Annotated in this window: 20 protein-coding genes; 8 read left to right on the top strand and 12 right to left on the bottom strand. The window is 64.1% G+C overall.

The window, feature by feature from the left end:
- Positions 1-305: 305 nt before the first annotated feature.
- Positions 306-698 (bottom strand): hypothetical protein, encoded by a 393-nt coding sequence (locus tag ABWK72_RS10190; protein WP_367874683.1) that lies wholly within the window; start codon positions 696-698, stop codon positions 306-308.
- 185 nt (positions 699-883) lie between these two features.
- Here ABWK72_RS10190 and ABWK72_RS10185 point away from each other — a divergent pair, with 185 nt between their 5' ends.
- Complete coding sequence (locus ABWK72_RS10185; protein WP_367874682.1) at positions 884-1,378, top strand: fasciclin domain-containing protein; 495 nt, start codon at positions 884-886, stop codon at positions 1,376-1,378.
- A gap of 405 nt (positions 1,379-1,783) precedes the next feature.
- Here the strand turns inward: ABWK72_RS10185 and ABWK72_RS10180 are convergent, their stop codons facing one another.
- Complete coding sequence (locus tag ABWK72_RS10180) at positions 1,784-2,515, bottom strand: PEP-CTERM sorting domain-containing protein (protein ID WP_367874681.1); 732 nt, start codon at positions 2,513-2,515, stop codon at positions 1,784-1,786.
- A gap of 281 nt (positions 2,516-2,796) precedes the next feature.
- Between ABWK72_RS10180 and ABWK72_RS10175 the strand changes: the two genes are divergently transcribed.
- Complete coding sequence (locus ABWK72_RS10175) at positions 2,797-3,237, top strand: DUF2383 domain-containing protein (protein WP_367874680.1); 441 nt, start codon at positions 2,797-2,799, stop codon at positions 3,235-3,237.
- A 196-nt stretch (positions 3,238-3,433) separates the two neighbouring features.
- On the opposite strand, the gene ABWK72_RS10170 is transcribed toward ABWK72_RS10175, so the two are convergent.
- The 3 genes from ABWK72_RS10170 to ABWK72_RS10160 form a co-directional block, all read right to left on the bottom strand.
- Complete coding sequence (locus ABWK72_RS10170) at positions 3,434-4,231, bottom strand: SDR family oxidoreductase (RefSeq protein ID WP_367874679.1); 798 nt, start codon at positions 4,229-4,231, stop codon at positions 3,434-3,436.
- Between the two features lie 61 nt (positions 4,232-4,292).
- Entirely contained in the window at positions 4,293-6,173 is a 1,881-nt protein-coding gene (locus tag ABWK72_RS10165; protein ID WP_367874678.1) for a PAS domain S-box protein, read from the bottom strand.
- An 82-nt stretch (positions 6,174-6,255) separates the two neighbouring features.
- Entirely contained in the window at positions 6,256-6,384 is a 129-nt protein-coding gene (locus ABWK72_RS10160; protein WP_367874677.1) for a hypothetical protein, read from the bottom strand.
- A 111-nt stretch (positions 6,385-6,495) separates the two neighbouring features.
- Between ABWK72_RS10160 and ABWK72_RS10155 the strand changes: the two genes are divergently transcribed.
- The 6 genes from ABWK72_RS10155 (at position 6,496) to ABWK72_RS10130 (ending at position 12,037) form a co-directional block, all read left to right on the top strand.
- Positions 6,496-6,816, top strand: a complete 321-nt coding sequence (locus tag ABWK72_RS10155; RefSeq protein WP_367874676.1) for a hypothetical protein — start codon at positions 6,496-6,498, stop codon at positions 6,814-6,816.
- 230 nt (positions 6,817-7,046) lie between these two features.
- A complete protein-coding gene (locus ABWK72_RS10150) occupies positions 7,047-7,505 on the top strand; it encodes a DUF3224 domain-containing protein (protein ID WP_367874675.1) in 459 nt (152 codons plus the stop codon).
- Positions 7,502-8,176 (top strand): hypothetical protein, encoded by a 675-nt coding sequence (locus tag ABWK72_RS10145; protein ID WP_367874674.1) that lies wholly within the window; start codon positions 7,502-7,504, stop codon positions 8,174-8,176. Before ABWK72_RS10150 ends, ABWK72_RS10145 begins: the two co-directional genes overlap by 4 nt.
- Positions 8,177-8,496: 320 nt before the next feature.
- Complete coding sequence (locus ABWK72_RS10140; RefSeq protein ID WP_367874673.1) at positions 8,497-10,752, top strand: AI-2E family transporter; 2,256 nt, start codon at positions 8,497-8,499, stop codon at positions 10,750-10,752.
- Between the two features lie 400 nt (positions 10,753-11,152).
- Positions 11,153-11,587 carry a response regulator gene (locus tag ABWK72_RS10135; RefSeq protein WP_367874672.1) on the top strand — a complete coding sequence of 145 codons (435 nt, stop codon included), beginning with the start codon at positions 11,153-11,155 and terminating at the stop codon, positions 11,585-11,587.
- A 153-nt stretch (positions 11,588-11,740) separates the two neighbouring features.
- Entirely contained in the window at positions 11,741-12,037 is a 297-nt protein-coding gene (locus tag ABWK72_RS10130) for a cupin domain-containing protein (protein WP_367874671.1), read from the top strand.
- On the opposite strand, the gene ABWK72_RS10125 is transcribed toward ABWK72_RS10130, so the two are convergent.
- From ABWK72_RS10125 to ABWK72_RS10095, 7 genes are all read right to left on the bottom strand, one after another.
- The gene (locus ABWK72_RS10125) at positions 11,958-13,286 is read right to left on the bottom strand and encodes a glycosyltransferase (RefSeq protein ID WP_367874670.1); all 1,329 of its coding nucleotides are present in this window, start codon (positions 13,284-13,286) and stop codon (positions 11,958-11,960) included. The two genes, ABWK72_RS10130 and ABWK72_RS10125, sit on opposite strands and share 80 nt — an antisense overlap.
- A complete protein-coding gene (locus tag ABWK72_RS10120) occupies positions 13,279-13,854 on the bottom strand; it encodes a hypothetical protein (RefSeq protein WP_367874669.1) in 576 nt (191 codons plus the stop codon). The genes ABWK72_RS10125 and ABWK72_RS10120 overlap by 8 nt, the downstream gene beginning before the upstream one ends.
- Entirely contained in the window at positions 13,847-14,992 is a 1,146-nt protein-coding gene (locus tag ABWK72_RS10115; RefSeq protein ID WP_367874668.1) for a glycosyltransferase, read from the bottom strand. Before ABWK72_RS10115 ends, ABWK72_RS10120 begins: the two co-directional genes overlap by 8 nt.
- The gene (locus tag ABWK72_RS10110) at positions 14,989-15,948 is read right to left on the bottom strand and encodes an NAD-dependent epimerase/dehydratase family protein (RefSeq protein WP_367874667.1); all 960 of its coding nucleotides are present in this window, start codon (positions 15,946-15,948) and stop codon (positions 14,989-14,991) included. Before ABWK72_RS10110 ends, ABWK72_RS10115 begins: the two co-directional genes overlap by 4 nt.
- Complete coding sequence (locus ABWK72_RS10105) at positions 15,945-17,243, bottom strand: F390 synthetase-related protein (RefSeq protein WP_367874666.1); 1,299 nt, start codon at positions 17,241-17,243, stop codon at positions 15,945-15,947. The genes ABWK72_RS10110 and ABWK72_RS10105 overlap by 4 nt, the downstream gene beginning before the upstream one ends.
- On the bottom strand, positions 17,236-18,027 hold the full coding sequence (locus ABWK72_RS10100; RefSeq protein WP_367874665.1) for an MBL fold metallo-hydrolase: 792 nt from the start codon (positions 18,025-18,027) through the stop codon (positions 17,236-17,238). Before ABWK72_RS10100 ends, ABWK72_RS10105 begins: the two co-directional genes overlap by 8 nt.
- A 75-nt stretch (positions 18,028-18,102) precedes the next feature.
- Entirely contained in the window at positions 18,103-19,056 is a 954-nt protein-coding gene (locus ABWK72_RS10095) for a 3-oxoacyl-[acyl-carrier-protein] synthase III C-terminal domain-containing protein (protein ID WP_367874664.1), read from the bottom strand.
- Between the last annotated feature and the right edge of the window lies 1 nt (position 19,057).

The following is a 19,057-nucleotide window of genomic DNA, read 5'->3' as shown; positions in this document are numbered from 1 at the left end:
TCATCCGTGTCCATCGGTGTTCATCCGTGGTTCAGTCGCCACAACACCCGACCAAATCCCCCGAAATCTTCCCCTCAATCCGCGCAGCGCACTCCGATTGATGATTGGAAGATTAGTGATTGATGATTTCTTCCCCTGAAATGGGAAAACCCCCGGGACTTGCGTCCCGAGGGCTTTCCGGATAGCGGGCGACCAACTCCCCCCAGACTCAGTCGCCACTTCTCCTAGGGCAAAGTCACATCGATTTGGGATATCGCAAGGGAAATTAACATTCATCTTTCCTCCGTAATTTCACGTGTCCGCGATCATAGGATTGCCGCGACCAAGCTGGGATCCTTCATCACCACATCCTTGCAGGATGGCCATGTCTCCACCGCTTGGCGCAGCGCGGCCTTCGCCTCGGCATGACGGCCGTCCCGGAAAAATTCGCGTGCCACCGTGGCGTGGAATCCCGCCGCCATCATGCGATCCAGAATGCCCATTGTCCCCAGGTGCGCCGCGATCTCCTCGCCCCGCGGCCACGCCTGCAAGGCCACACAGGCCCTCAGTTCAAGACGCAGCACAGCCGGAGCAAAGCGAAGTATCTCGGGAAGATCCTCGAGTTCTTCGAACACTTCCGGCCACAGTTCCAGTGTTGCATAGCCCTCGGCCGCGCTAAATCCCATGGTGGACCGTAGAGCGTCGCGGCCTCCGGTCAAGTTATGACCGATCTAACAGTCTGACGGATCTTCCGCCGAATTCGCGGCAGTAAAGATCCGCACGGATTCACGGTCCCGCAAGGGGAGATTTCGCATTCGGTCCATTCTTCCACGATCCGCACGCCGCATGCTGGAAAGGGTGGGGGAGGCATCCCGCTTCCCGCCGTCACCACAAGGAGTATACCATGAAAACTACATTCATTCTCGCGACCATCGCGACCCTTGCCGGTGGACTGATCTCCACCGCCGAATCCCCGGGCGCCCGCTCGCGGAACCTGCCCGCCAGCCTGGCGGCAGAACCCGATCTCGGCACCTTCATGAAACTCGTGAAGGCTGCGGGCCTGCAGGGCACGCTCCAGCGTAGCGGTCCCTACACCGTCCTCGCCCCCACCGATGACGCATTCCGCATGCTGCCGGAGGGCACCCTCGACGAGCTGATGAAGCCCTCGAACAAGGACCGCCTCACCGACCTGATCGCATACCACATCGTGCCCGGGAATTTCCCCTCGGCGAAGATCGACCTCGAAGAACGCACCACGCTGCAAGGCAGCAGGCTCGTCCTCAACCGTGAGGCTGGCGTCATCTGGATCGGCCGCGCCGAGGTCCTCCGTCCCGATCTCGAAAGCGCCAATGGCACCATCCATGTCATTAACATGGTCCTCGAGCCCGACCAGCAGTAGAGGGCCCGGAGCGCGGACTTCAGTCCAGTGCCTATAACGATTCGGTGCACGCGGGTCTTCTTTTGAGTGCGGCGACATGTCGCCGCTTTGGATCGATCCACGGCAAATCTTCCGGCCGTTCCCGCAGCCGACATGTCGGCTGTGCCCGGGCGTTTCCGGTTGGCGCGCCAGCGGTGGAATGCGCTGCTTGGCCGGAAAAGGATCGCCAGGTCGAAAAGCACCCCAAGGAGGATAATAACACAGGGAAGGGCCGTACCGGACACGCCCTTGCGGAGCCGGCATGTCGGCTCCGGGGATGCCACCGGGGCGGGGGATCATCGCCCGAAAGCTGCGAGATGTCGCAGCACTCCAAGGATTGCCGCCCTGCGGCAATCGAATCCTTACAGGCATTGGACTGCTCCGACTTCAGCGCCTGCGCCGCAAGCCCAGCAACACCAATCCACCCAGCCCCACCACCAACGAAGATGGCTCCGGCACGGTCACCGTTACCGCCTGTATCCCCACGAAACCAAACGAAGAATCATTCACCCCCACGTAGTCGTTCGCGACGGTGAAAGTCAGCGTATCGCCCACCGTCGCTCCGGACAGATTCAGCGTGAGCAAACCGGAAGTATGGTTGCCGCCGCTGCCGTCCCCATCGTCCGTATAGGGCAGCACCGCGTTTTCCAGCGAAAAGCTGCCGCCCTCTCCCAGGGCAGCACTGATGTCCGCCCGGCTATCGTAGCCCACGAGATACACCCGGATGGTCTGCGACTCGGCCAGCACCGTAGCCGTGAAGCTGAGCGCCGCCCCTTGCACCTGGTTCGGAAACACGAAGGCAGTTCCGGAGCCTACGCTCGGAACCGGGTCTCCTCCGCTGAAGCTGAGAAACATCCGGCTATCCCCGCCCGCCGCGAAGGTACCGCTCAAAGAACTGAAGGACCCGGGTCCTCCCGCCTTCGACGTGATTGCAGAGGGACCGGACAGCCCGTAGTAGGCCCAATCGTCCGTACCGGCGCTGATGTCGACAGAACTATAGACGATCGGCACGCTCAGGCCTCCGGTGATCGTGGCGGCGCACAGCTTGCCCGCCGTCATGCCGGCGAGCACAACGACCAGTGTGATAGGGAATCGGGATGGGGACAGGGTGGTGAACACATCCTGATTTTCACAGATGCCGGACGATAACTAAAGCGCAATCACCTAGCTTGAGCCCCGCATTATTCACTCATCCGCTTCTATCAGAACGAGCTTAACCCCCGCGCGAATCGTGCATTTCACCCGCACAAAAGTGCACAAGGTTCGAGTTCGCAACGTCCGCAGCCCCGGCCCTTCTCCCCCAGACCCGCCCTAAGCGCTTGTTTCTCAGTTGATGGCACGGGGCAGGGGGCAAGCGGCCCGCGGATTGCGAATAAGATTCCATCAACTCACCCGATCCAATGACCGCTACATTCGACCAATGCATCGACGTCTCCAACAGCCTGCTTCGCGGCGAACTTTCCGCTGTCGAAACCTACACCCAGGCATTGGCCAAATTCCGCACCGAGCCCGAGCGTTCGCTCCTCCGCTCGATCCGCGCCGATCATCAGGACAGCGTCGGCCGCCTCCGCGCTCATATCGATGACATGGGCGTGCAGCCCGACGAATCCTCCGGTGTGTGGGGCCAATTCGCCAAGGCCGTCGAAGGCTTCGCGAAAGTCTTCGGCCACACCACCACCCTCATGGCCTTGGAAGCCGGCGAACTCTCGGGCATCGACGACTACCTCGTCGCCCTCGACGACCCGGAGGTCATGGACGAGATCAAGCAAGAGATCCGCGAGGTCCTCCTGCCCCGCCTCGAACGCCACCTCGACGCCCTCCGCAAGGTCCGCGCGAAGTAATGAGGTAGTCCGCACAGTCCTCTGTCCGGACGAACGGTTCAGTAAGGCCCGCACCATTAGGAGCGGGCCTTTCCGTCTCTTCCCAGAAGAACGGTCCTTAACAGTCCGCGTCCAAGGGTAAGTAGTCCCGCCTTCAGGCGGACGAAGCTACCAACAAGATGTCAACTCACCAGCGAGTGCGACAAAGCCTCCCCCCTCACCCCTGCAACAACGACTGCGCCCCCTCGATGAAGATCTCCGTCCCCGTGATATGGGACGACGCATCCGACGCCAAAAACCACACCAACTGCGCCACCTGCCCCGCAGTCCCCGGATGTCCGCCCGTCAGCGGCACATCCCCTTCCGGAAACTCCACCGGAAGCCGTAGATTCTCCAGACCCCTCCGCTCGGTCGAATCTTCGATCTCCGTCTCGATCGCCCCCGGACAGATCACGTTCACGCGGATCCGGTCCTTTGCCAGTTCCAGCGCGGTCATTTTTGCAAATGCCACCTGCGCCGCCTTCGAGCACGCATAGGCCGTCGCACCGGTATTGCTGAACATCCGCGTCCCGTTCACCGAGGACACGATCACCACCGAGCCGCCATGCATCTTCAGCAGCGGCAGCGCGCAGCGTGTCGTCAAAAAAGTCCCGCGCAGGTTCACTCGCAGCGTCTCGTCCCATTCCGCCACCTTCAGCTGGTCGAGCCCCGCCCACACCCCGTTGATCCCGGCATTCACCAGCAGGATGTCGAGCTGGTCCCAGCGCTCCGCCACATTCAGCAGCGCCGCTTCCATGTCCTGCTCGTCGCCTACGTCCGCGGTCACGATGAAGTGCCCCGCGGCCTCGCCACCCATCTCCTCGAGCACCTCCTTCAACGACTCCTCCGTCCGCCCCAGCAGCGCCACCTTGGCCCCCGAGTGACCTAACAGCTTCGCCGAAGCCCGCCCGATCCCCGAGCCCGCTCCCGTGACCAGCGCGTTCTTCCCCGCCAAAGTGTGCTCCCCGATTTTCATGGTCACTCGCCTTTGCAAAGCGTGTGCCATCTCCCAATTACATAATCTCCCAATCTCCCAATCACTTCCCTCCCAACCTCTCCATCAAACCCCTCAGATCAGTGGGGCTCACCGGCTTCACCAAGTGTTCATCAAAGCCCGCCTTGCTCGATTGCTCCTTATCGCTCTCCCGCCCCCAGCCGCTCAGCGCCACCATCGTGACATCCGCCCCCCCGGGCAACTGCCGGATCCGCCGCGCCGCCTCGAAGCCATCCATCCGCGGCATCCCCAGATCCATCAAAATCAACTGTGGCATCCTCACCGTCGCCGCGGCCACCGCGTCCTCGCCATCGTAAGCCACCTCCACCTCGCGTCCCTCCATCTCGAAGAACATCGCCAGGATATCCGCCGTCGTCTTCCCGTCATCCACCACCAGCACACGCCCGCAACTGCCCTCCGCGGCTTTTCCGGCCACCTCATCCTCCACCGGCGGCGCCGCCTCGCACAAGGAAGAGGCCGGCAGCTTCACTGTGAAACGGCTGCCCTTGCCTGCTCCCTCGCTCTGCACCTCGATCGTCCCGCCGTGCAATTCCACCAGCGCCTTCACCAGCGTCAGCCCGATGCCCAGGCCGTCCTGGCGCTCGTGGTCGTCCTGCTCGAAAAGATCGAAGATCGCCTCCCGCCGCTCCACCGCGATTCCCTCGCCATCGTCCTCCACTGCGATCCATGGCCGCGATTCCGCGTCCACCCCGTAGAGCAGCCGCACATGCCCGCCCGGCGGCGTGTACTTCGCCGCGTTCGAAAGCAAATTCAGAACCACCTGCGCCATCCGGTGCGGATCCACCTCCACCGGGACCGCCCCTTGGCCATCCACAATCCGGAAATCGTGCTCGTACTGCCCGAGCACCGGCTGCGCCGCCTCCACGGCACTGCGGATCACCTCGTCCAGGTTCACGCGTTCCTTCTTGAGCACGATCTTGCCGGTGTTGATGCGGGACATGTCTAACAAATCGTCGATCAGATGCACCATCTGTCCGGTCTGGCGCTCCATCATCGCCGCCACCCGCACAATGGTCTCCGGTTCGGACGCCGAAGATCGGATGACTTCCAGTCCCGTCAAGATCGGGGCGAGCGGATTCCGCAATTCGTGGGCGAGGGTCGCCAGGAAGAGATCCTTGCGATGCAGCGCCTCCCGCTCCTCGGTGATGTCCGTGTGCGTGCCGAACCACAGCCGCAGTTCGCCCTCCTCGTCGCGCACCGGCAGCATCTGGCAGAGGTGCCAGCGATAGTCGCCATCGCCGCGCCGCAGCGTGAAAGCCTCCCGGAAAGGAACCCCGCCGCGGATCGCCTTGGCGAAGGAATCCACCGCCGGACCCGCATCGCCGTGGAAGCTCTCCCAATTCTCCGCCTCCGCCGTCCCGCGCTCGCTGCCGGTGTAGTCGTACCAGCGCTGGTTGAACCAAAAGATCTTCCCGTCCGGCCGCGCCATCCACGCCAGCTGCGGGATCGAGTTCGCCAGCGTGCGGAAGAGTTCCTCGCTCTGCCGTACCGCGCTCTCCGACGACCTGCGATCCGTGATGTCGGTCATCGAGCCGATGTAGCCGACGAAGCGGCCCTCCTCGTCCTGCCGTGGTACCGCTTCGTCCATCAGCCAGCGGTACTCGCCGTCGTGGCGGCGGGCGCGATACTCCACCGGGATCCCGGAATGCGTGCGATGGGCTTCACGCAGCACCTTTTCCACCTCCTGCAGATCCTCCGGATGCACCGCCGCCGCCCAGTCCGCGATCTGGTCGCCGCTGGGCTGCTGGCCGGTGAATTGGTACCAGGACTTGCTCAGGTAGCTGCAATGCCCGTTCACGCCCGCCATCCAGATCATGACAGGCGCGTGGTCTGCCATGTCGCGGAAGCGCTGGTCCGGCTCCCGATCTCCCCCCGGGCCCGGATCGCCGGAGGCGGTTCTCATGGGACCTGTTTGGGGAAGGGACATAGGTGTTAGATTCACGGTTTCTGCACGGGATAGATGTCGGGCTAGCGCGGAATGCACCTCAAGTGCAGCCGCGCAGCAGGAAGAAGATGATCAGCAGCGGCACCGGCACGCCTACCAGCCACAGGAGAATCCAGCCGATCTTGCCTGGGGCAGCGCCCTTGATCCGGGAATAGGGGTTTGTTTTCATAGCTCCATTCCCGCAGGCGGCATGCCACGGCCCGGCGGCGGAAATCTTGAATCATGCGGATTCCCGTGCATGGTGATAGGCAGCGCAACCCCCAACCATCGACTGCATCCCATGAAAACCACACTTGTCCTCATCGCCGCGCTCCTTGCCGGCGTCTCCTACGTCGAACTCCGCGCCCAAAGCCCGGCCACCTCCGCCGCCGGCACCAAAGTCCAGTACCCCTACGGCAGCGAGTGCATCCTGACCCTCGATCCCCGCGCCGACCGACCGCTTCAAGCCAGCGTCCCGGCCACCAACTCCGGATTCCAAGCCGACGCCACCCTTCGCGGTCAGCTCATCTACATGTCCGAGGAATGGTGCGTCCTCAAGGACGGCACCTTTGAAAACTGGATCCCCCGCGACCGGGTCCTGAACCTCCGCGTCTCGAAGTAGCCGGAAGCCCGGGCCGCTGTTAGCTTGCGCTGGCAGCGGCGCAGCCGGGGGTGATTGTCCCGTAATGACTCCCGTCCGCGCCGGAGAAGTTAATAAATCCATAGTTCCGAGCGGCTAGGCGTTTTGCACTTTTCGACCATGCAGATTGCTCCCGTCTCGCCCCCGGACGTCCCCGCAACCCGCTATCCGCGGACTTCCTTCCTTTGGTCCTGCGCCTGCTCAGCAATCCCATGAGCACCTTTGCCAACGCCACATTTAACATCGAATCATGGGACGAAAAGCCGCTTCACGAGAAGAAGGGGCTGCCGAAGATGACGCGCGTTAGCGCCGTCGTGAGCTATCGCGGCGATATCGAGGGCGAGGGCCGAGTGGAATATCTCATGAGTTATTGTGAGGATGGTAGCGCCAGCTTCCTCGGCATGGAACGCATCAGCGGCGGGATCGCCGGTTACCACGGGAGCTTCGTCCTGCAGCACGCCGGGACCTTCAGCGACGGCACGGCGAAGTCCAGCTTCAGCGTGATCCCCGGCTCCGGCACCGACAAGCTGGCCAAGCTCCGTGGCCAGGGTGAATACGCCGCCACCGACTGCGACACTCCGATGACCCTCCAATACGACATCGATGGCGTCGAAGAAGGCCGGGAGACCGTCCTTGCCCCACCCGTGCCAGCTGCGAAGATGACGGTATGAATGAAGTCGCCCCCGGCTTGTGGACCTTCCACTACCCCTTGTCCGTGCTTGGAACCAATCACGGGCGGACCGTCACGGTCATCCGCCTGGACTCAGGCAAGCTGCTGGTCCACTCGATGGCCCCCTTCACTTCCGCCGATCTCGGCACCATCCGCGGGCTCGGCGAACCGGCTTGGCTGGCGGAGGTGATGCTGCTGCACGACACCTACGCGAAGGAGGGCCGCGCGGCATTCCCCGGCCTGCCCTTCCTCGGGCCGCCGGGCTTTGAGAAAATCGTCGGCTTCCCGATCATCCCGCTGCTGCCCGCGCCGCCGGAGTGGGAGGGCCAGCTGCGCGTGATCCGCCTGGCCGGTGCGCCGCGGCTGGAGGAGCACCTCGTCCTGCACATCCCCTCGCGCACGCTCATCGTCGCCGACCTGGTGTTCAACTTTCGCCCCGACGAGAGCGGCTGGAACCGCTTCTTCCACCGCCACATCGCCGGCTTCCACCGCTACCCCGGCATGAGCCGCATCTTCAAGTGGTGCGTGGCCGACCCGTCCGCCTTCCGGGCCTCGGTCGAGGAAGTGCTGGCCTGGGACTTCGACCGCATCATCCCCGGCCATGGCGAGATCATCGGGACGGGTGGCAAGGACCTGCTCCGCCGTGGCTTGGCCGATGCCGGGATCCTGTGAAGCTGCCGTACACCTTCAGGGGAGTACCTTAAATGGGAGTACCTTTGTGCCCCGTTTTGGGGGACGGGTCCCGCCCCGTTTCGGGGGACGGGTGGCGTACCGTTTCGGGGGGTGCCCCGTGCAATCCGCATGGTGGCAAATCGGGGGCCATGCACCTTGCATTTTGCCCCCTTGACGGAACGTGATACAATCGAGGGAACGACCGCGGCACCTGATCTGCAAAGGGAAGGAGCCGCCCTGCCATGCAACCTGCCCCTTCCCGCAACTCCGCCCTTCCGCCCGCGCCGCGCCATCGATCCGGAGCGGATTCGCTCGCGAGGATGTATATGGTCATCCTGAGCTCCGCGCTGATCGCGGGGCTCTACTTCGGGCGGGAGTTCCTGATTCCGCTGGCACTCGCGGCGCTGATCACCTTCCTGTTGGCCCCCTTCGTCACCAAGCTGGAGCGCTTCATCGGGAAGGTCGGCGCGGTGATCGCGGCGATGATGCTGATCGTCGGCGGGACGGTCGGGATGGGCTGGATGCTGGGCAGCCAGGCGGTCGATCTGGCCAACCAGCTTCCGGCTTACAAGGAGAACATCCGCGCCAAGCTCCAGTCCGTGCAGACGCCGCGCGGCGGAACCCTCGATAGGGTGACCGAGACCATGGAGGACCTGAAGAAGGACCTGCCGGGCGCGGCGGAGAAGCTCGGCAACAGAACCGCCCCGACCCCGGTGGAGGTCGTCTCCACGCCCGAGTCGAACCAACCCTTCGGCACGATCACCTCGATGGTCGCGCCGATCCTGGGCCCGCTGGGCACCGGCGGCCTGGTGCTGCTGCTGGCCACCTTCATGCTGCTCAAGCGCGAGGATCTGCAGGGGCGGGCGATCCGCCTGATCGGCCAAGGCCGGATCAGCGCCACCACGCGGGCGATGGACGACGCCGCGGCTCGGGTCCGCCGCTACCTTTTCATGCAGCTTGTGGTCAACGTGACCTACGGCATCCCGCTGGCGATCGGGCTCTACTTCATCGGCGTGCCGAACCCGATCCTGTGGGGCGCGCTGGCGGCGGTGCTACGGTTCATCCCGTACATCGGGCCGTGGATCGCGGCGGCCTTCCCGATCGTGCTGTCGCTGGCGGTCTCGCCGACCTGGATGCCGCCGCTGCTCACCATCGGGCTGTTCGTGGTGCTGGAGCTGCTCAGCAACAACGTAATGGAGCCCTGGCTCTACGGTGCCAGCACCGGGGTGTCCTCGATCGCGCTGATCGTGGCGGCGGTTTTCTGGACCTGGCTGTGGGGTCCGGCCGGGCTGGTGCTGGCCACGCCAATCACCGTTTGCATGGTTGTAATGGGCCGCCACATCCCGCAGCTTTCTTTCCTGAGTGTCCTGCTGGGCGAGGAGGAGGCGCTGAGTCCTGCGGAGGACTGCTACCATCGCATGCTGCGCAACGGCGAGCACGACGAGTCCGAGCTGGTGGAGAGCTTCCTGAAGACCAAGCCGCTGGAGGAACTCTACGACACGATGCTGATCCCGGTGGTCGCCACGGCGGAGGAAGACCACCGCCAAGGGCTGATCGACAGCGAGCAGCGCGACCGGATCGCCGCGGCGGTCCGCGAGGCGACCGAGGAACTCGAGGAGCGCTTCGCTGGCAGCGAAGGGGAGGAGGGCGAGGCACCGCCGCCGGCGCTTCAGGTGCACTGCATCCCGGCCCGTGCCGAGCGCGACGAACTGGCGGGCGCGATGATCGCCCACGTGCTGCGGCAGCGCGGCTTCGAGTCCCGCAATGCGCCGGGCCGGCGCAGCGCCAAGGAGCTGGCCGCGGAGCTGGAGCGGCAGCCGGTGGACATCGTGTGCATCAGCGTGATCGCGCCTTCGAAGGCGATCCACGCCCGCAATCTCTGCCAGCGGATCCGCGCGATCCTGCCGGAGCAGCGGATCCTGGTCTGCCTGTGGGGCCTCAATGGCGATGCCGAGGAGGACGTGAAGATGCTGCGTGAAGCCGGGGCCGAGGAGGTCTGCCATTCCCTGACCGAGGCCTGTGCCTGGTGCGAGCGGGCGGCGACCCATCTCAACGGTGAGGCCGGCGTCGAAGCGGGACTGCCGGAAGACGAGGAGCAGCGCCTCGTTACCTTGGAAAACCTGGGCTTGGTCAATCGCGAGCGCGAGCCGGTGCTCGACCATGTCACGGCCAAGATGTCGCGGGTCTTCGAGGCACCGATCTCTGCGATCACTCTGGTCGATCACGACCGGCAGTATTTCAAGGCGTACCACGGACTGCCGGAGGCGCTTGCGGAAGCCCGGGAGGTTCCGCGCGATCTCTCCATCTGCACGCATGTGGTGGCGAGCGACAAGACGATCGTGGTCGAGGATCTGAAGCGGGACCGGCGCTTCGCGGCGAATCCGATGATTGAGGAGAATGGTTTTCGTTTCTATGCGGGAGCGCCGATCCGCAGCGCGGACGGGCATGTGTTAGGAGCCTTGTGCGTGATGGATACGGAGCCGCGGCGGTTCAGCCGGCGGGAGCGGAGATTGTTGGAGGAGAATGCCGCGGAGGTGGCGAGCGAGATGGAGCGCTTGGCGGGGGTGGTGGTGTAGAGGAGGGGGAAGTTTGCTCGTTTTCAGTGTTCAGTTTTCAGGGAAGGCGGAGGAGGCGGCAGGCCGTGCCAACTTTTCCGGTGGGGGAATGCCGAATGCACCGCAAAATCATGGATTCGGGGGGATTTTGCAATGTGGGGAAGCGGTCCGAATCCGGGTGTTTCGGGCACTTTCCCACATTTTAAGCGAGTTACGCTTTGTGCCAAGATTGTGCACCCGATCTGCTATAAAAGGATCCGTCGTAAACGAGTAGTTAAGCAGGCTGGGTGTGCAGCTCGAAAACGACCACATCAACCAGACCCCGGCGACGCAGGATTCCGACTTTAGGGCAGCTCGGAGACCAGCAGTCGCCGGGGCGCGTGGTGTACCCAGGCTTCCTTTTTTCAACCCCTCCCCACCCATGATTTCTGAAAGCCCCTTCGCCGTTCCGGTGGAAAGCCAGCCCGGGAATTTGAAGATCCTCGTGGCGGAAGACGGGAGGAGCGCCGCGGACATTCTGGTGCTGTTTTTTGAAATGGAAGGTCATGAGGTCAGCGTGGCCTATGACGGCGCGGAAGCGGTGGAAATCGCGCTTTCCTCCCGGCCGCACTTGATCCTGATGGACATCGGGATGCCCAAGCTGAGCGGCTTGGAAGCGGTGCAGAAGATCCGCGAGTCCGGCGGCGGAGACATCGTGATTGTCGCACTGAGCGGCTTGGACAGCATCGCGGACCGACAGCGGAGCCGGGATGCGGGATTCGACGAGCATCTGGCGAAGCCGGTGAGCCCGGATGAGTTGCGGGCCTTGGTCGAGCGTTACCGCGTCGTGGGACGTCGGGAGCTGGGCACCTGTTAGGTGGGATTTGCACGTCGGGAGTCGCAAGTTGCACGTTTGCAATGCGTCCGGTTTTGCGGCGGCTCTTGGCTTTTCAAGGGCTCGCGGGCGGATTTGTACGCTGGCACGAGGAGTGCGAGATAAAATGACCCAATCCCCGGAGTAATTGTTTTGATGAATGCCATCCCCCTGCCTCGCGCGCTGGAAGGATTTTTCCTTCTCCAGCAGAAGCCGACCGCCCATTCGGAAATTTTGCGTCTCGAACAGGGACGCGCGTCGAGTGATCGCCAAGAGAGCGATCCTGAACACGTCCAGAGCCTGTTGCTGATCGAGGGCGAACTGGTGCTGGAGGTGGACGGAGCGGGAGAGACGATCCGGCCTGGTGCGAGCTTTACGGTCCCGAAAGGAGTGAAGCACCGCTTTGTGAACCGGAGTGACAAGGCAGCGGTGGCGTTCCGGGTGGTGGCTTGACTTGGCAGAGTGCCGAGTGATTAGTGATCAGTGATCGCAGGGTGGTGCCGGGGTCGTAGGCTGCGATGACTTTTGAGAAGGCGCGGCAGGCGCAAGCGAGGTCGTCCGAGCGGATGGCTTCGATGAGCGATCCTTCCAAGGATTCGCGTTGCCTGACCCAGATCGCCAGGCCGGCGGCTTCGAGGCGGGCGGCATTGTCGAATTGGTCGAAATCCAAGGGGAAGACCACTGCGGGGATGCCCAAGCGCAGGCACTGCAGCATGATGCCGGAGCCGGCGTGATGGAGGACGAGGTCGTAGCGATGGAGGTGGTCCGCGTAGGAGATGAAGTCGTGGCGATGGAAGTTCCCCTGCTTCCCGGTCTTGGTGCTGCCCGGCTCGCCATTGCTGAAATGGACGACCCAGTCCCCGAGCTTGCCCGCGGCCTGTTGCAGGAGGGCTGCCATGCCATCCTTGTGGTGGCGGGAGTGGGTGCCGAGCGTGACCAGAAGGTGCTTCTTGTCCGAGATGAATTCCGGTGCCGCTGCCGTCGACGGTGGCGTGTAGGGTAGTGGCCCGATGAAGTGCAGGTGCTGCGGATAGCGGCGCGCGAACTCCAGTTCCCGCACGCTGCTGACCAGGATTTTCTCCGCCGAGTAAGCCCGTTCCGAGCCATCGGGACGATAGACTGAAGACAGGCCGAGCTGGCGGAAGGTATCGCGGAAGAGGAAGAAGAAGCCTCGCTTGAAGAAGCGCGTGAAGGCCCTCAGCAGATGATCGCGGCAGCGGCCATGCCTGCCGCGGCCCGGCTTCAGCCCGCCGAAGTAAGCAGGCGGCGCGTCCGGCGTCTCGAAGACACAGGCCGAGGGCAGGTGGCTCCACCAGCGTGCGCCATTCCGCTGCGCCGCGACCGCGGTGACCGGCAAAGTGAAGTCCGCGATCACGATGTCCGGCTGCTCCCGGGCAAAGGCGGCCTCGAGCTCGCGGAGCAGGCCCGGTTGCAGCGCCATGTTCTTCTTGAACTGCTGGAACATGAGGAGCGGATTGTTCTTCACCGTCTTCCCCGGCGTGGCGATCCAGTTCACCACCGCCTCGCCCTCCGCCATGATCGGGTAGCCCTTGAATCCGGCGGCGGCGATCGCAGGCATCGCGCCCGGCGTGCTCAATACCGTGATCTCCGCCAGGTCCCGGAGTTCGCGGCCGATGCCCAACAAGGGATTGAGGTGCCCTTGGTAGGGAGGCGAGACGAGACAGATCCTGAGCTTATTCATGGGCCGGGGTGAGGGCGCTGCGGTGAAAGTCGCGGAAGAGGTCCGCCATCTCGCGGCACTCGAGGTAGTCCATGTGGTGACAGGGGATGCGGTGATGAGGCGCGGGATGCCACCAGCGGGAGATCGGATCACGGCTCCCCTGCACCAGGCAAAGCCGGGCGCAGTCGGGCAGGCGGCGCGACACCGGCCCGTAGGCGAAGACGTGCAGGCGCTTGAGGAAGCCCGCCGGCAGCCGCAGGTTCACGAGGAGCTCCAGGCCGCAGCTTCCGGCGAGCAGGACGACCCGGGGATAGCGATGGAAAGCGGCCAGCACCGGGTCGCGATGGCGGGACGCGAAGGATTCCCTGCGGGACTCCAGGTATTGCCACGAGTTGTTCACGCTGGCGCGCCAGAGCGGCACTGCCGCCGCCGGGGAAGGCAGATCGCTGTAAGGGAAATTCTGGAGCAGCCGCGCGTGAGCGGGTTCCAAGGTTCGATCCAGGAAGGCCCGTTGCCGCTCGCTCAGCGCATTGGCGGCGGGATCGCTCTGGCCGGTGAGGAAGGCGGTGATGATTTGGCCTTCACTCATCGGATTCGAAGCGGTCGCTTTCAAAGACACGGTACTTCCTGCCGCGCCAATCGATGCGCCGGACCATGACCGCGTGGAGGAGGTGCAGCGGTTGCAGGAGCTCCGAGAGCAGGGAGGCAGAGAAGCGGTGCGGCACGCGGTGGAAGAACTTGTGCTGCAAGCCGATCAGGATGGCGGAACGGAGCCCGAGGAAGCAGAGCGCCACCGCCAGCAATGAGGTTGAAGGTGCCGCGAGCGCGATGATTAGAAGCCCCCAGAGCAGGATTGAATGCCAGCCGTGGAGCAGGCAGATCAGCGCCTGATAGCCCGGCGGCTGGCGCTTGAGCAGCAGCAGCGCGAAGAGATACCAGCGGTGCATCATCTTCATGTAGTGGGCGGAATCCGCGACCTCGGTGGCGATCACCTGCGGGTGGGAGGATTGGTAGATCGAGCCACCACTCTGCTTGATCGCCATGGCGAGCGCGAGGTCATCGGTGAGGTGGTGACCGATGCCGGCGAAGATCCCGGCATGCTCCGCCTTGATCACGTAGCACATGCCATTGATCGAAATGGGCGGCAGCAGCGGCAACAGGGAGAGATAGGTTGTCACCGAGTTGTTGTTCACGAACTGCGCCAGCAGCAGCGAAGGCAGCCCGCGGCCATTCCGGTAGCTGGGGAGGCCGGTGGCGATCCCGTGGGTCGCGGCATGCCGGGCCAGGACGGCAGCGCTGGCACGGGGCAGGTGGGTATCGTCATCCAGAACCAGCACCAGCGGCGTATCCATCCGGGGGGTGCTATGGATGAGCTTGAAGAGCTTCGGGTTCCGGTGCGGCGGGCAAGGCGGGCAGATTTCCAGGATGATCTCCTCCTCCGGGTAGGCTGCGATCAGTTCGCGGGCGATGCGCAGGCCTTCCGCGTCAGCCTCATCGCAGAGCCAGAGGAAGCGCTGGCCGGAGAGCGACTTCAGATTGCTTTCCAGCATGTCCTTCAGCGCGGCATCCCCGCTGAGGATCGCCTGCGCCACGGTCAGGGTGCGGTGCGGCAGGGAGAGATCCTGCGGCAGCGGATCGCGGGCTGCGTAGATCAGGGCAAGCACGGCCTTGCCGCCAAGGAGGGCGAGGTAGATCCCGCAGCCGCAGGTGAAGAGGAGGAAAGTCATGGCGCGTGCATCTGTTCCTTTTGCCAAGCGAGGAAGGCCTCGACGCCTTCTTCAAGTCCGACGGCAGGAGGGCCGAGAGCGGCGAGGGATTTCGCCACATCGAAGGTCTTCGAGTAGGCCAGCACGCCGATGCCGAAGCGGGTGATCGGCGGTTCGCGGCGGGGGAGGGCGAGCTTGTAGAACCACTCGATGGCGGTGGCTATCTTCAGCGCCCGTTCGCAGGAAAGACGCTTCTGCGGCAAGGGGATGTCGAGGCGCTGGAAGATGCCGAAGAGGAAGCTCTCGATCTCCACCGGCTGGCCGTTGGTGAGATTGAAGTCGCCTTCGATACCGGGGTCGACCGCTGCCTTGAGGATGTATTCGCAGAGGGTGTCGATGTAGATGAGATCGGCGCGTGCCGGTGCGGCCTTGCGCTCGAAGCGGTACATCTTTCCCGCGCGGGCGGCTGCCAGCAGGCGCGGGAAGAGGACGGTATCACCGGGACCGAAGACGGCGCGCGGACGCAGGATGACGCTTCTGCCGGGGAAGGCGCGGACGAGGCACTCGCCCTCATACTTGGTGCGCGAATAGTGGTTCACGAAGTCCGGGCCGATGGGGCTCTGCTCGGTGATGCCTTCCTGGTCTTCCTCCCGGTAGAAGACGGAGCTGGAGGAAATGTAGATCAGGTGCGGCACGCCCTTGCGCTTGCAGAAGTCGATCACGTGCTGGGTCGCGAGGACATTCTGGCGGTGGAAGTCGGCAGGGCTGCCCCATGGCAAAGCCCGGGCCGCGGCATGGACCACCAGGTCCGGCGTGAAATCGAGTTCCAGCGGGGATTCAAGATCGCGGCGGCTGTAGTGGGGAAGCGGAAGCGCGCGTCTGCCGAGACCGTGGACTTCCCAGCCGGCGCGTGCGGAAGCCATCTTCATCAAGGCTCCGCCGACAAAGCCCGAAGCACCGGTGATCAGGATCTTCATGGGAAGTCGGGATGCGGGGTGACGAGACGAATGCGGCGGAGCTTCTCGCCCGGGGCTTGGTCGATCCACGGCAGGTATCGTAGTTCGGGCATGGGGAGCTGAAGCTTGGTGAAGAGGCGGACGAGCGCTTGAGATACCCCTTGCTCGCTGGTTTCTCCGGGATTCTTGAGCATGATGTGGAGCAGCTTGCCGTGTTGTTCGATCCGATAGAAGCCCGGTGGCTGCTCCATGGTATGAAAGGCATGCCGGAGAACATCCGGGAAGACCGGTGCCCCGAAGCGCAGGACTTCATCCGCACGGCCATCGACCGAGCGGATGGTGCGCGCCACCCGGCCGCAGGGGCAGGGTGAATCAGCGATGCTCAACACGTCATCGAGGCAGTAGCGGACGATGAACTGGCTGCGGCGGGAGAAGTCGGTGATCACCGGATGGAAGCGCCGTTTCCCGTCATCGAGCCATTCGGTTTCGACGTGCAGGTATTCCTCGTTGAGGTGCAGGTTTCCTGCCGGGCAAGTGGAAGCGAGGAAGCCCTCGGTCGCCTGATAGACATTCGCGGGCGGGGTTCCGAAGCAACGGGCGATCGCCGCGGCATCCGCCTCATCCAGCACCTCGGCCACCGAGACGACCTGCCGCGGCTGAAGGTCCACCAGCTTGTCTCTCGCTAGCTCTGCAAGGACGGTCGCGGGGGCCACCAGCACATCGGGCTGATAGTCCTGAAGCTCGCGGGCAAGCTTCGCGAGCGGTTGCAAGAGATCGAAGAAGCGGAACTGCACCCGGCGGCTGCCGAGGCTGCGGTAGAGATTGCTATCCGCGCGCAGGAAGAAGGCGATCTTCAGCGGCGCGCGCCATGGCGAGAGGATCTGTCGCAGCGATTCCGCGGAAAGCACCCGTGCGAGGACAATGCCCGCCCAGCGCTCGCGGTCTTCCCGGCTGACCAGGAAAACGCCGCGCGCGCCCGAGGTGCCGGAGGACAGGCCGACGGTGATCCCGTTCGGCAGGGTGGGGGTGAAGTCGCGATCGCGCTCGGCTTTGATGGCAAGCGCCGTGGCTTCTTCCAAGGTGATGCCGTGGGGATTCAGCGCGGCGAAGTTCGCGATGAAGTCGCTTTTGTTCATCCGCGGCAGCTTCTCCAGGGCGGGCTCGAAGTCCCGATAGAAGGGACTGTTAGAGGCGAGGCTTTTGATGAATTCCGCGAGCTGCCGCTCTTGCCATGCAAGGAGCTGCTCCCGCGTGGCGAAGCGCCGCTGCCAGCGCGCCACGGCGAAGTGCCGGAGGATGCCGAGCTGACTAGGCATGGGCGAGGCGCTTGGTTCCATGCTTTTGCTCCTCCCAGGTCCGGGAGCAATGCGAAGGGATCATCACCAGTCCCGGGTCCTGCGCGTGCAGGTCGGCGAGCTTGTGGAAAGTCGCCGCATAGGCGGCGGGATCGGTGAAGAGAAGATTCGCGATCCGCGAGGGCAGGCGGCGCTTCTCCAGCGCTTCCATCTGCCAACACGCATCCCCGAGGAGGAAGATCCTGCGGCCCGCGGTATCGGTGAAGTGGAGACCGAGATGGGAGCCGGTGTGGCCCGGCAGCAAGACGGCGGCGGCGCTGCCATCACCCAGCAGATCATAGCCGATCCGGAAGCCTAACAGCCCGGGATCCAGCGTGGCGGCGTCTTCCACGGCATCGAGGCGCTGCTCGAAGTCCGCGGGGACCAGCGCGGGCAAGTAGGCCTTCGCCAGGGCGCGCAAGCGTCCCAGTTTCCGCATTTCTTGATACCCGGCCCGGGTCCCGATGAAGCGTGTCTTCGGGAAATCGCGGAGTCCGGCGACGTGGTCCGCATGGAGGTGGGAGATGATGATCGCGTGGATCTGGTCCGGCGCGATCCGACGCTCCTCAAGCTGGCGGAGCAGTTCCTCCTCCGGGTCCAGCCGGGTGGGGGTGAGCATGCGATAGAGGCATTCGGGGAAGCCCCGCGTGGCTTCCATGAAGTGCGGGGAGTAGCCGGTATCGTAGAGCAGGAAGCCGAGGGTGGGATGCCGTATCAGCCCGACCAGTGCGGGGAACTCGATGCCCTTCCACGTTCCGCCACGCATGGCGATGCATTCGGGGTGGCGGCAATGACCGACCCGTAGCAATTCGAATTCCAACCGCGGGCCTTCCATAGGTCTTCAATAGATCATGACCATGCCGCCGAGCGTGACGCCCGCTCCGGAGCCGAGCAGCAGAAGCTTCGAGCCGCGGGGGAGCGGCGGGTCTGTTAGGCCGTGGTGGAGAGCCGTCGGCAGCGAGGCCGCTACTTGGTTGCCGTGATGCGGGAAGATGTCGACCACCTTCGCGGGATCGATGCCGAGCATGCGGGTGACATGCTTCAGCGCCAGATGGCTGGCCTGGTGGGGGACCATCAGGTCGATGTCTGCAAGCGTGACGCCGGCCCGGTGGAGCAGCCGATTGACAAAGCCCGGCAGCTCGCGGGCGATGAGTGCGTAGAGCGGGCCGGGATTCATTTCAAAGAGGGCCTCCGAATTCGATCCCGGCACGCGGCGATGGAATCGGGAGCCGCCCGACTTGATCTGGCAGAACTCCACGCCCTCCGAGAAGGTGGTGATGGCCGAGGCCAGGACGGCGGATTCCGCGTCTTCCGCGGGTGCGATCAGGCAGGCCGCCGCGCCATCGCCGAAGATGCCGTTCGTCTTCAGTTCCGACCGATCGGTGGTGAAGGTGGAGATGTCCGCGGAGACGATCATCACGCGCCGGAAACGGCCCGCCTCCACCAATGTCGAGCAGACATCGAGCGCGGTGAGAAAGGACATGCAACTGGCTCCGATATCGAAGGTGGCGGTGCGGTGCTGGAGCAGGCCGAGTTCGGCATGGATCATCGCGGCATTGTAGGGGAGTGCCTGATCCATGGTGGCCGAGGCTGCGACCAGACAATCGACCTCGTCCCAAGCGATGCCGCTGCGGGCGAGCGCTTCCCCGCAGGCGCGGGCGGCGAGTTGGGAGGCCGTCTCGTCACGTGTCAGATAACGGCTCGCCACTCCGGTTTTACGAAGCGTGGTGCCGGTTTCGAAGCCGTGCTGCCGGTCGAGGTCGGAGCTCGGGATTGGAAGCCCCGGGACCGCCATC

Source organism: Luteolibacter sp. Populi (assembly GCF_040801775.1).
Classification (GTDB): Bacteria; Verrucomicrobiota; Verrucomicrobiia; order Verrucomicrobiales; family Akkermansiaceae; genus Haloferula.
This window is presented reverse-complemented; position numbering and strand designations above follow the sequence as displayed.

What these genes read in the sequence shown, in the direction of transcription:
- ABWK72_RS10185 (WP_367874682.1), top strand. Translation starts at nt 884, where the DNA reads ATGAAAACTACATTCATTCTCGCGACCATCGCGACCCTTGCCGGTGGA.
- ABWK72_RS10150 (WP_367874675.1), top strand. Translation starts at nt 7,047, where the DNA reads ATGAGCACCTTTGCCAACGCCACATTTAACATCGAATCATGGGACGAA.
- ABWK72_RS10100 (WP_367874665.1), bottom strand. Translation starts at nt 18,027, where the DNA reads ATGCGTGGCGGAACGTGGAAGGGCATCGAGTTCCCCGCACTGGTCGGG.
- ABWK72_RS10115 (WP_367874668.1), bottom strand. Translation starts at nt 14,992, where the DNA reads ATGACTTTCCTCCTCTTCACCTGCGGCTGCGGGATCTACCTCGCCCTC.
- ABWK72_RS10110 (WP_367874667.1), bottom strand. Translation starts at nt 15,948, where the DNA reads ATGAAGATCCTGATCACCGGTGCTTCGGGCTTTGTCGGCGGAGCCTTG.
- ABWK72_RS10125 (WP_367874670.1), bottom strand. Translation starts at nt 13,286, where the DNA reads ATGAATAAGCTCAGGATCTGTCTCGTCTCGCCTCCCTACCAAGGGCAC.
- ABWK72_RS10105 (WP_367874666.1), bottom strand. Translation starts at nt 17,243, where the DNA reads ATGCCTAGTCAGCTCGGCATCCTCCGGCACTTCGCCGTGGCGCGCTGG.
- ABWK72_RS10160 (WP_367874677.1), bottom strand. Translation starts at nt 6,384, where the DNA reads ATGAAAACAAACCCCTATTCCCGGATCAAGGGCGCTGCCCCAGGCAAG.
- ABWK72_RS10175 (WP_367874680.1), top strand. Translation starts at nt 2,797, where the DNA reads ATGACCGCTACATTCGACCAATGCATCGACGTCTCCAACAGCCTGCTT.
- ABWK72_RS10095 (WP_367874664.1), bottom strand. Translation starts at nt 19,056, where the DNA reads ATGGCGGTCCCGGGGCTTCCAATCCCGAGCTCCGACCTCGACCGGCAG.
- ABWK72_RS10135 (WP_367874672.1), top strand. Translation starts at nt 11,153, where the DNA reads ATGATTTCTGAAAGCCCCTTCGCCGTTCCGGTGGAAAGCCAGCCCGGG.
- ABWK72_RS10165 (WP_367874678.1), bottom strand. Translation starts at nt 6,173, where the DNA reads ATGAGAACCGCCTCCGGCGATCCGGGCCCGGGGGGAGATCGGGAGCCG.
- ABWK72_RS10140 (WP_367874673.1), top strand. Translation starts at nt 8,497, where the DNA reads ATGTATATGGTCATCCTGAGCTCCGCGCTGATCGCGGGGCTCTACTTC.
- ABWK72_RS10145 (WP_367874674.1), top strand. Translation starts at nt 7,502, where the DNA reads ATGAATGAAGTCGCCCCCGGCTTGTGGACCTTCCACTACCCCTTGTCC.
- ABWK72_RS10155 (WP_367874676.1), top strand. Translation starts at nt 6,496, where the DNA reads ATGAAAACCACACTTGTCCTCATCGCCGCGCTCCTTGCCGGCGTCTCC.
- ABWK72_RS10170 (WP_367874679.1), bottom strand. Translation starts at nt 4,231, where the DNA reads ATGAAAATCGGGGAGCACACTTTGGCGGGGAAGAACGCGCTGGTCACG.
- ABWK72_RS10120 (WP_367874669.1), bottom strand. Translation starts at nt 13,854, where the DNA reads ATGAGTGAAGGCCAAATCATCACCGCCTTCCTCACCGGCCAGAGCGAT.
- ABWK72_RS10130 (WP_367874671.1), top strand. Translation starts at nt 11,741, where the DNA reads ATGAATGCCATCCCCCTGCCTCGCGCGCTGGAAGGATTTTTCCTTCTC.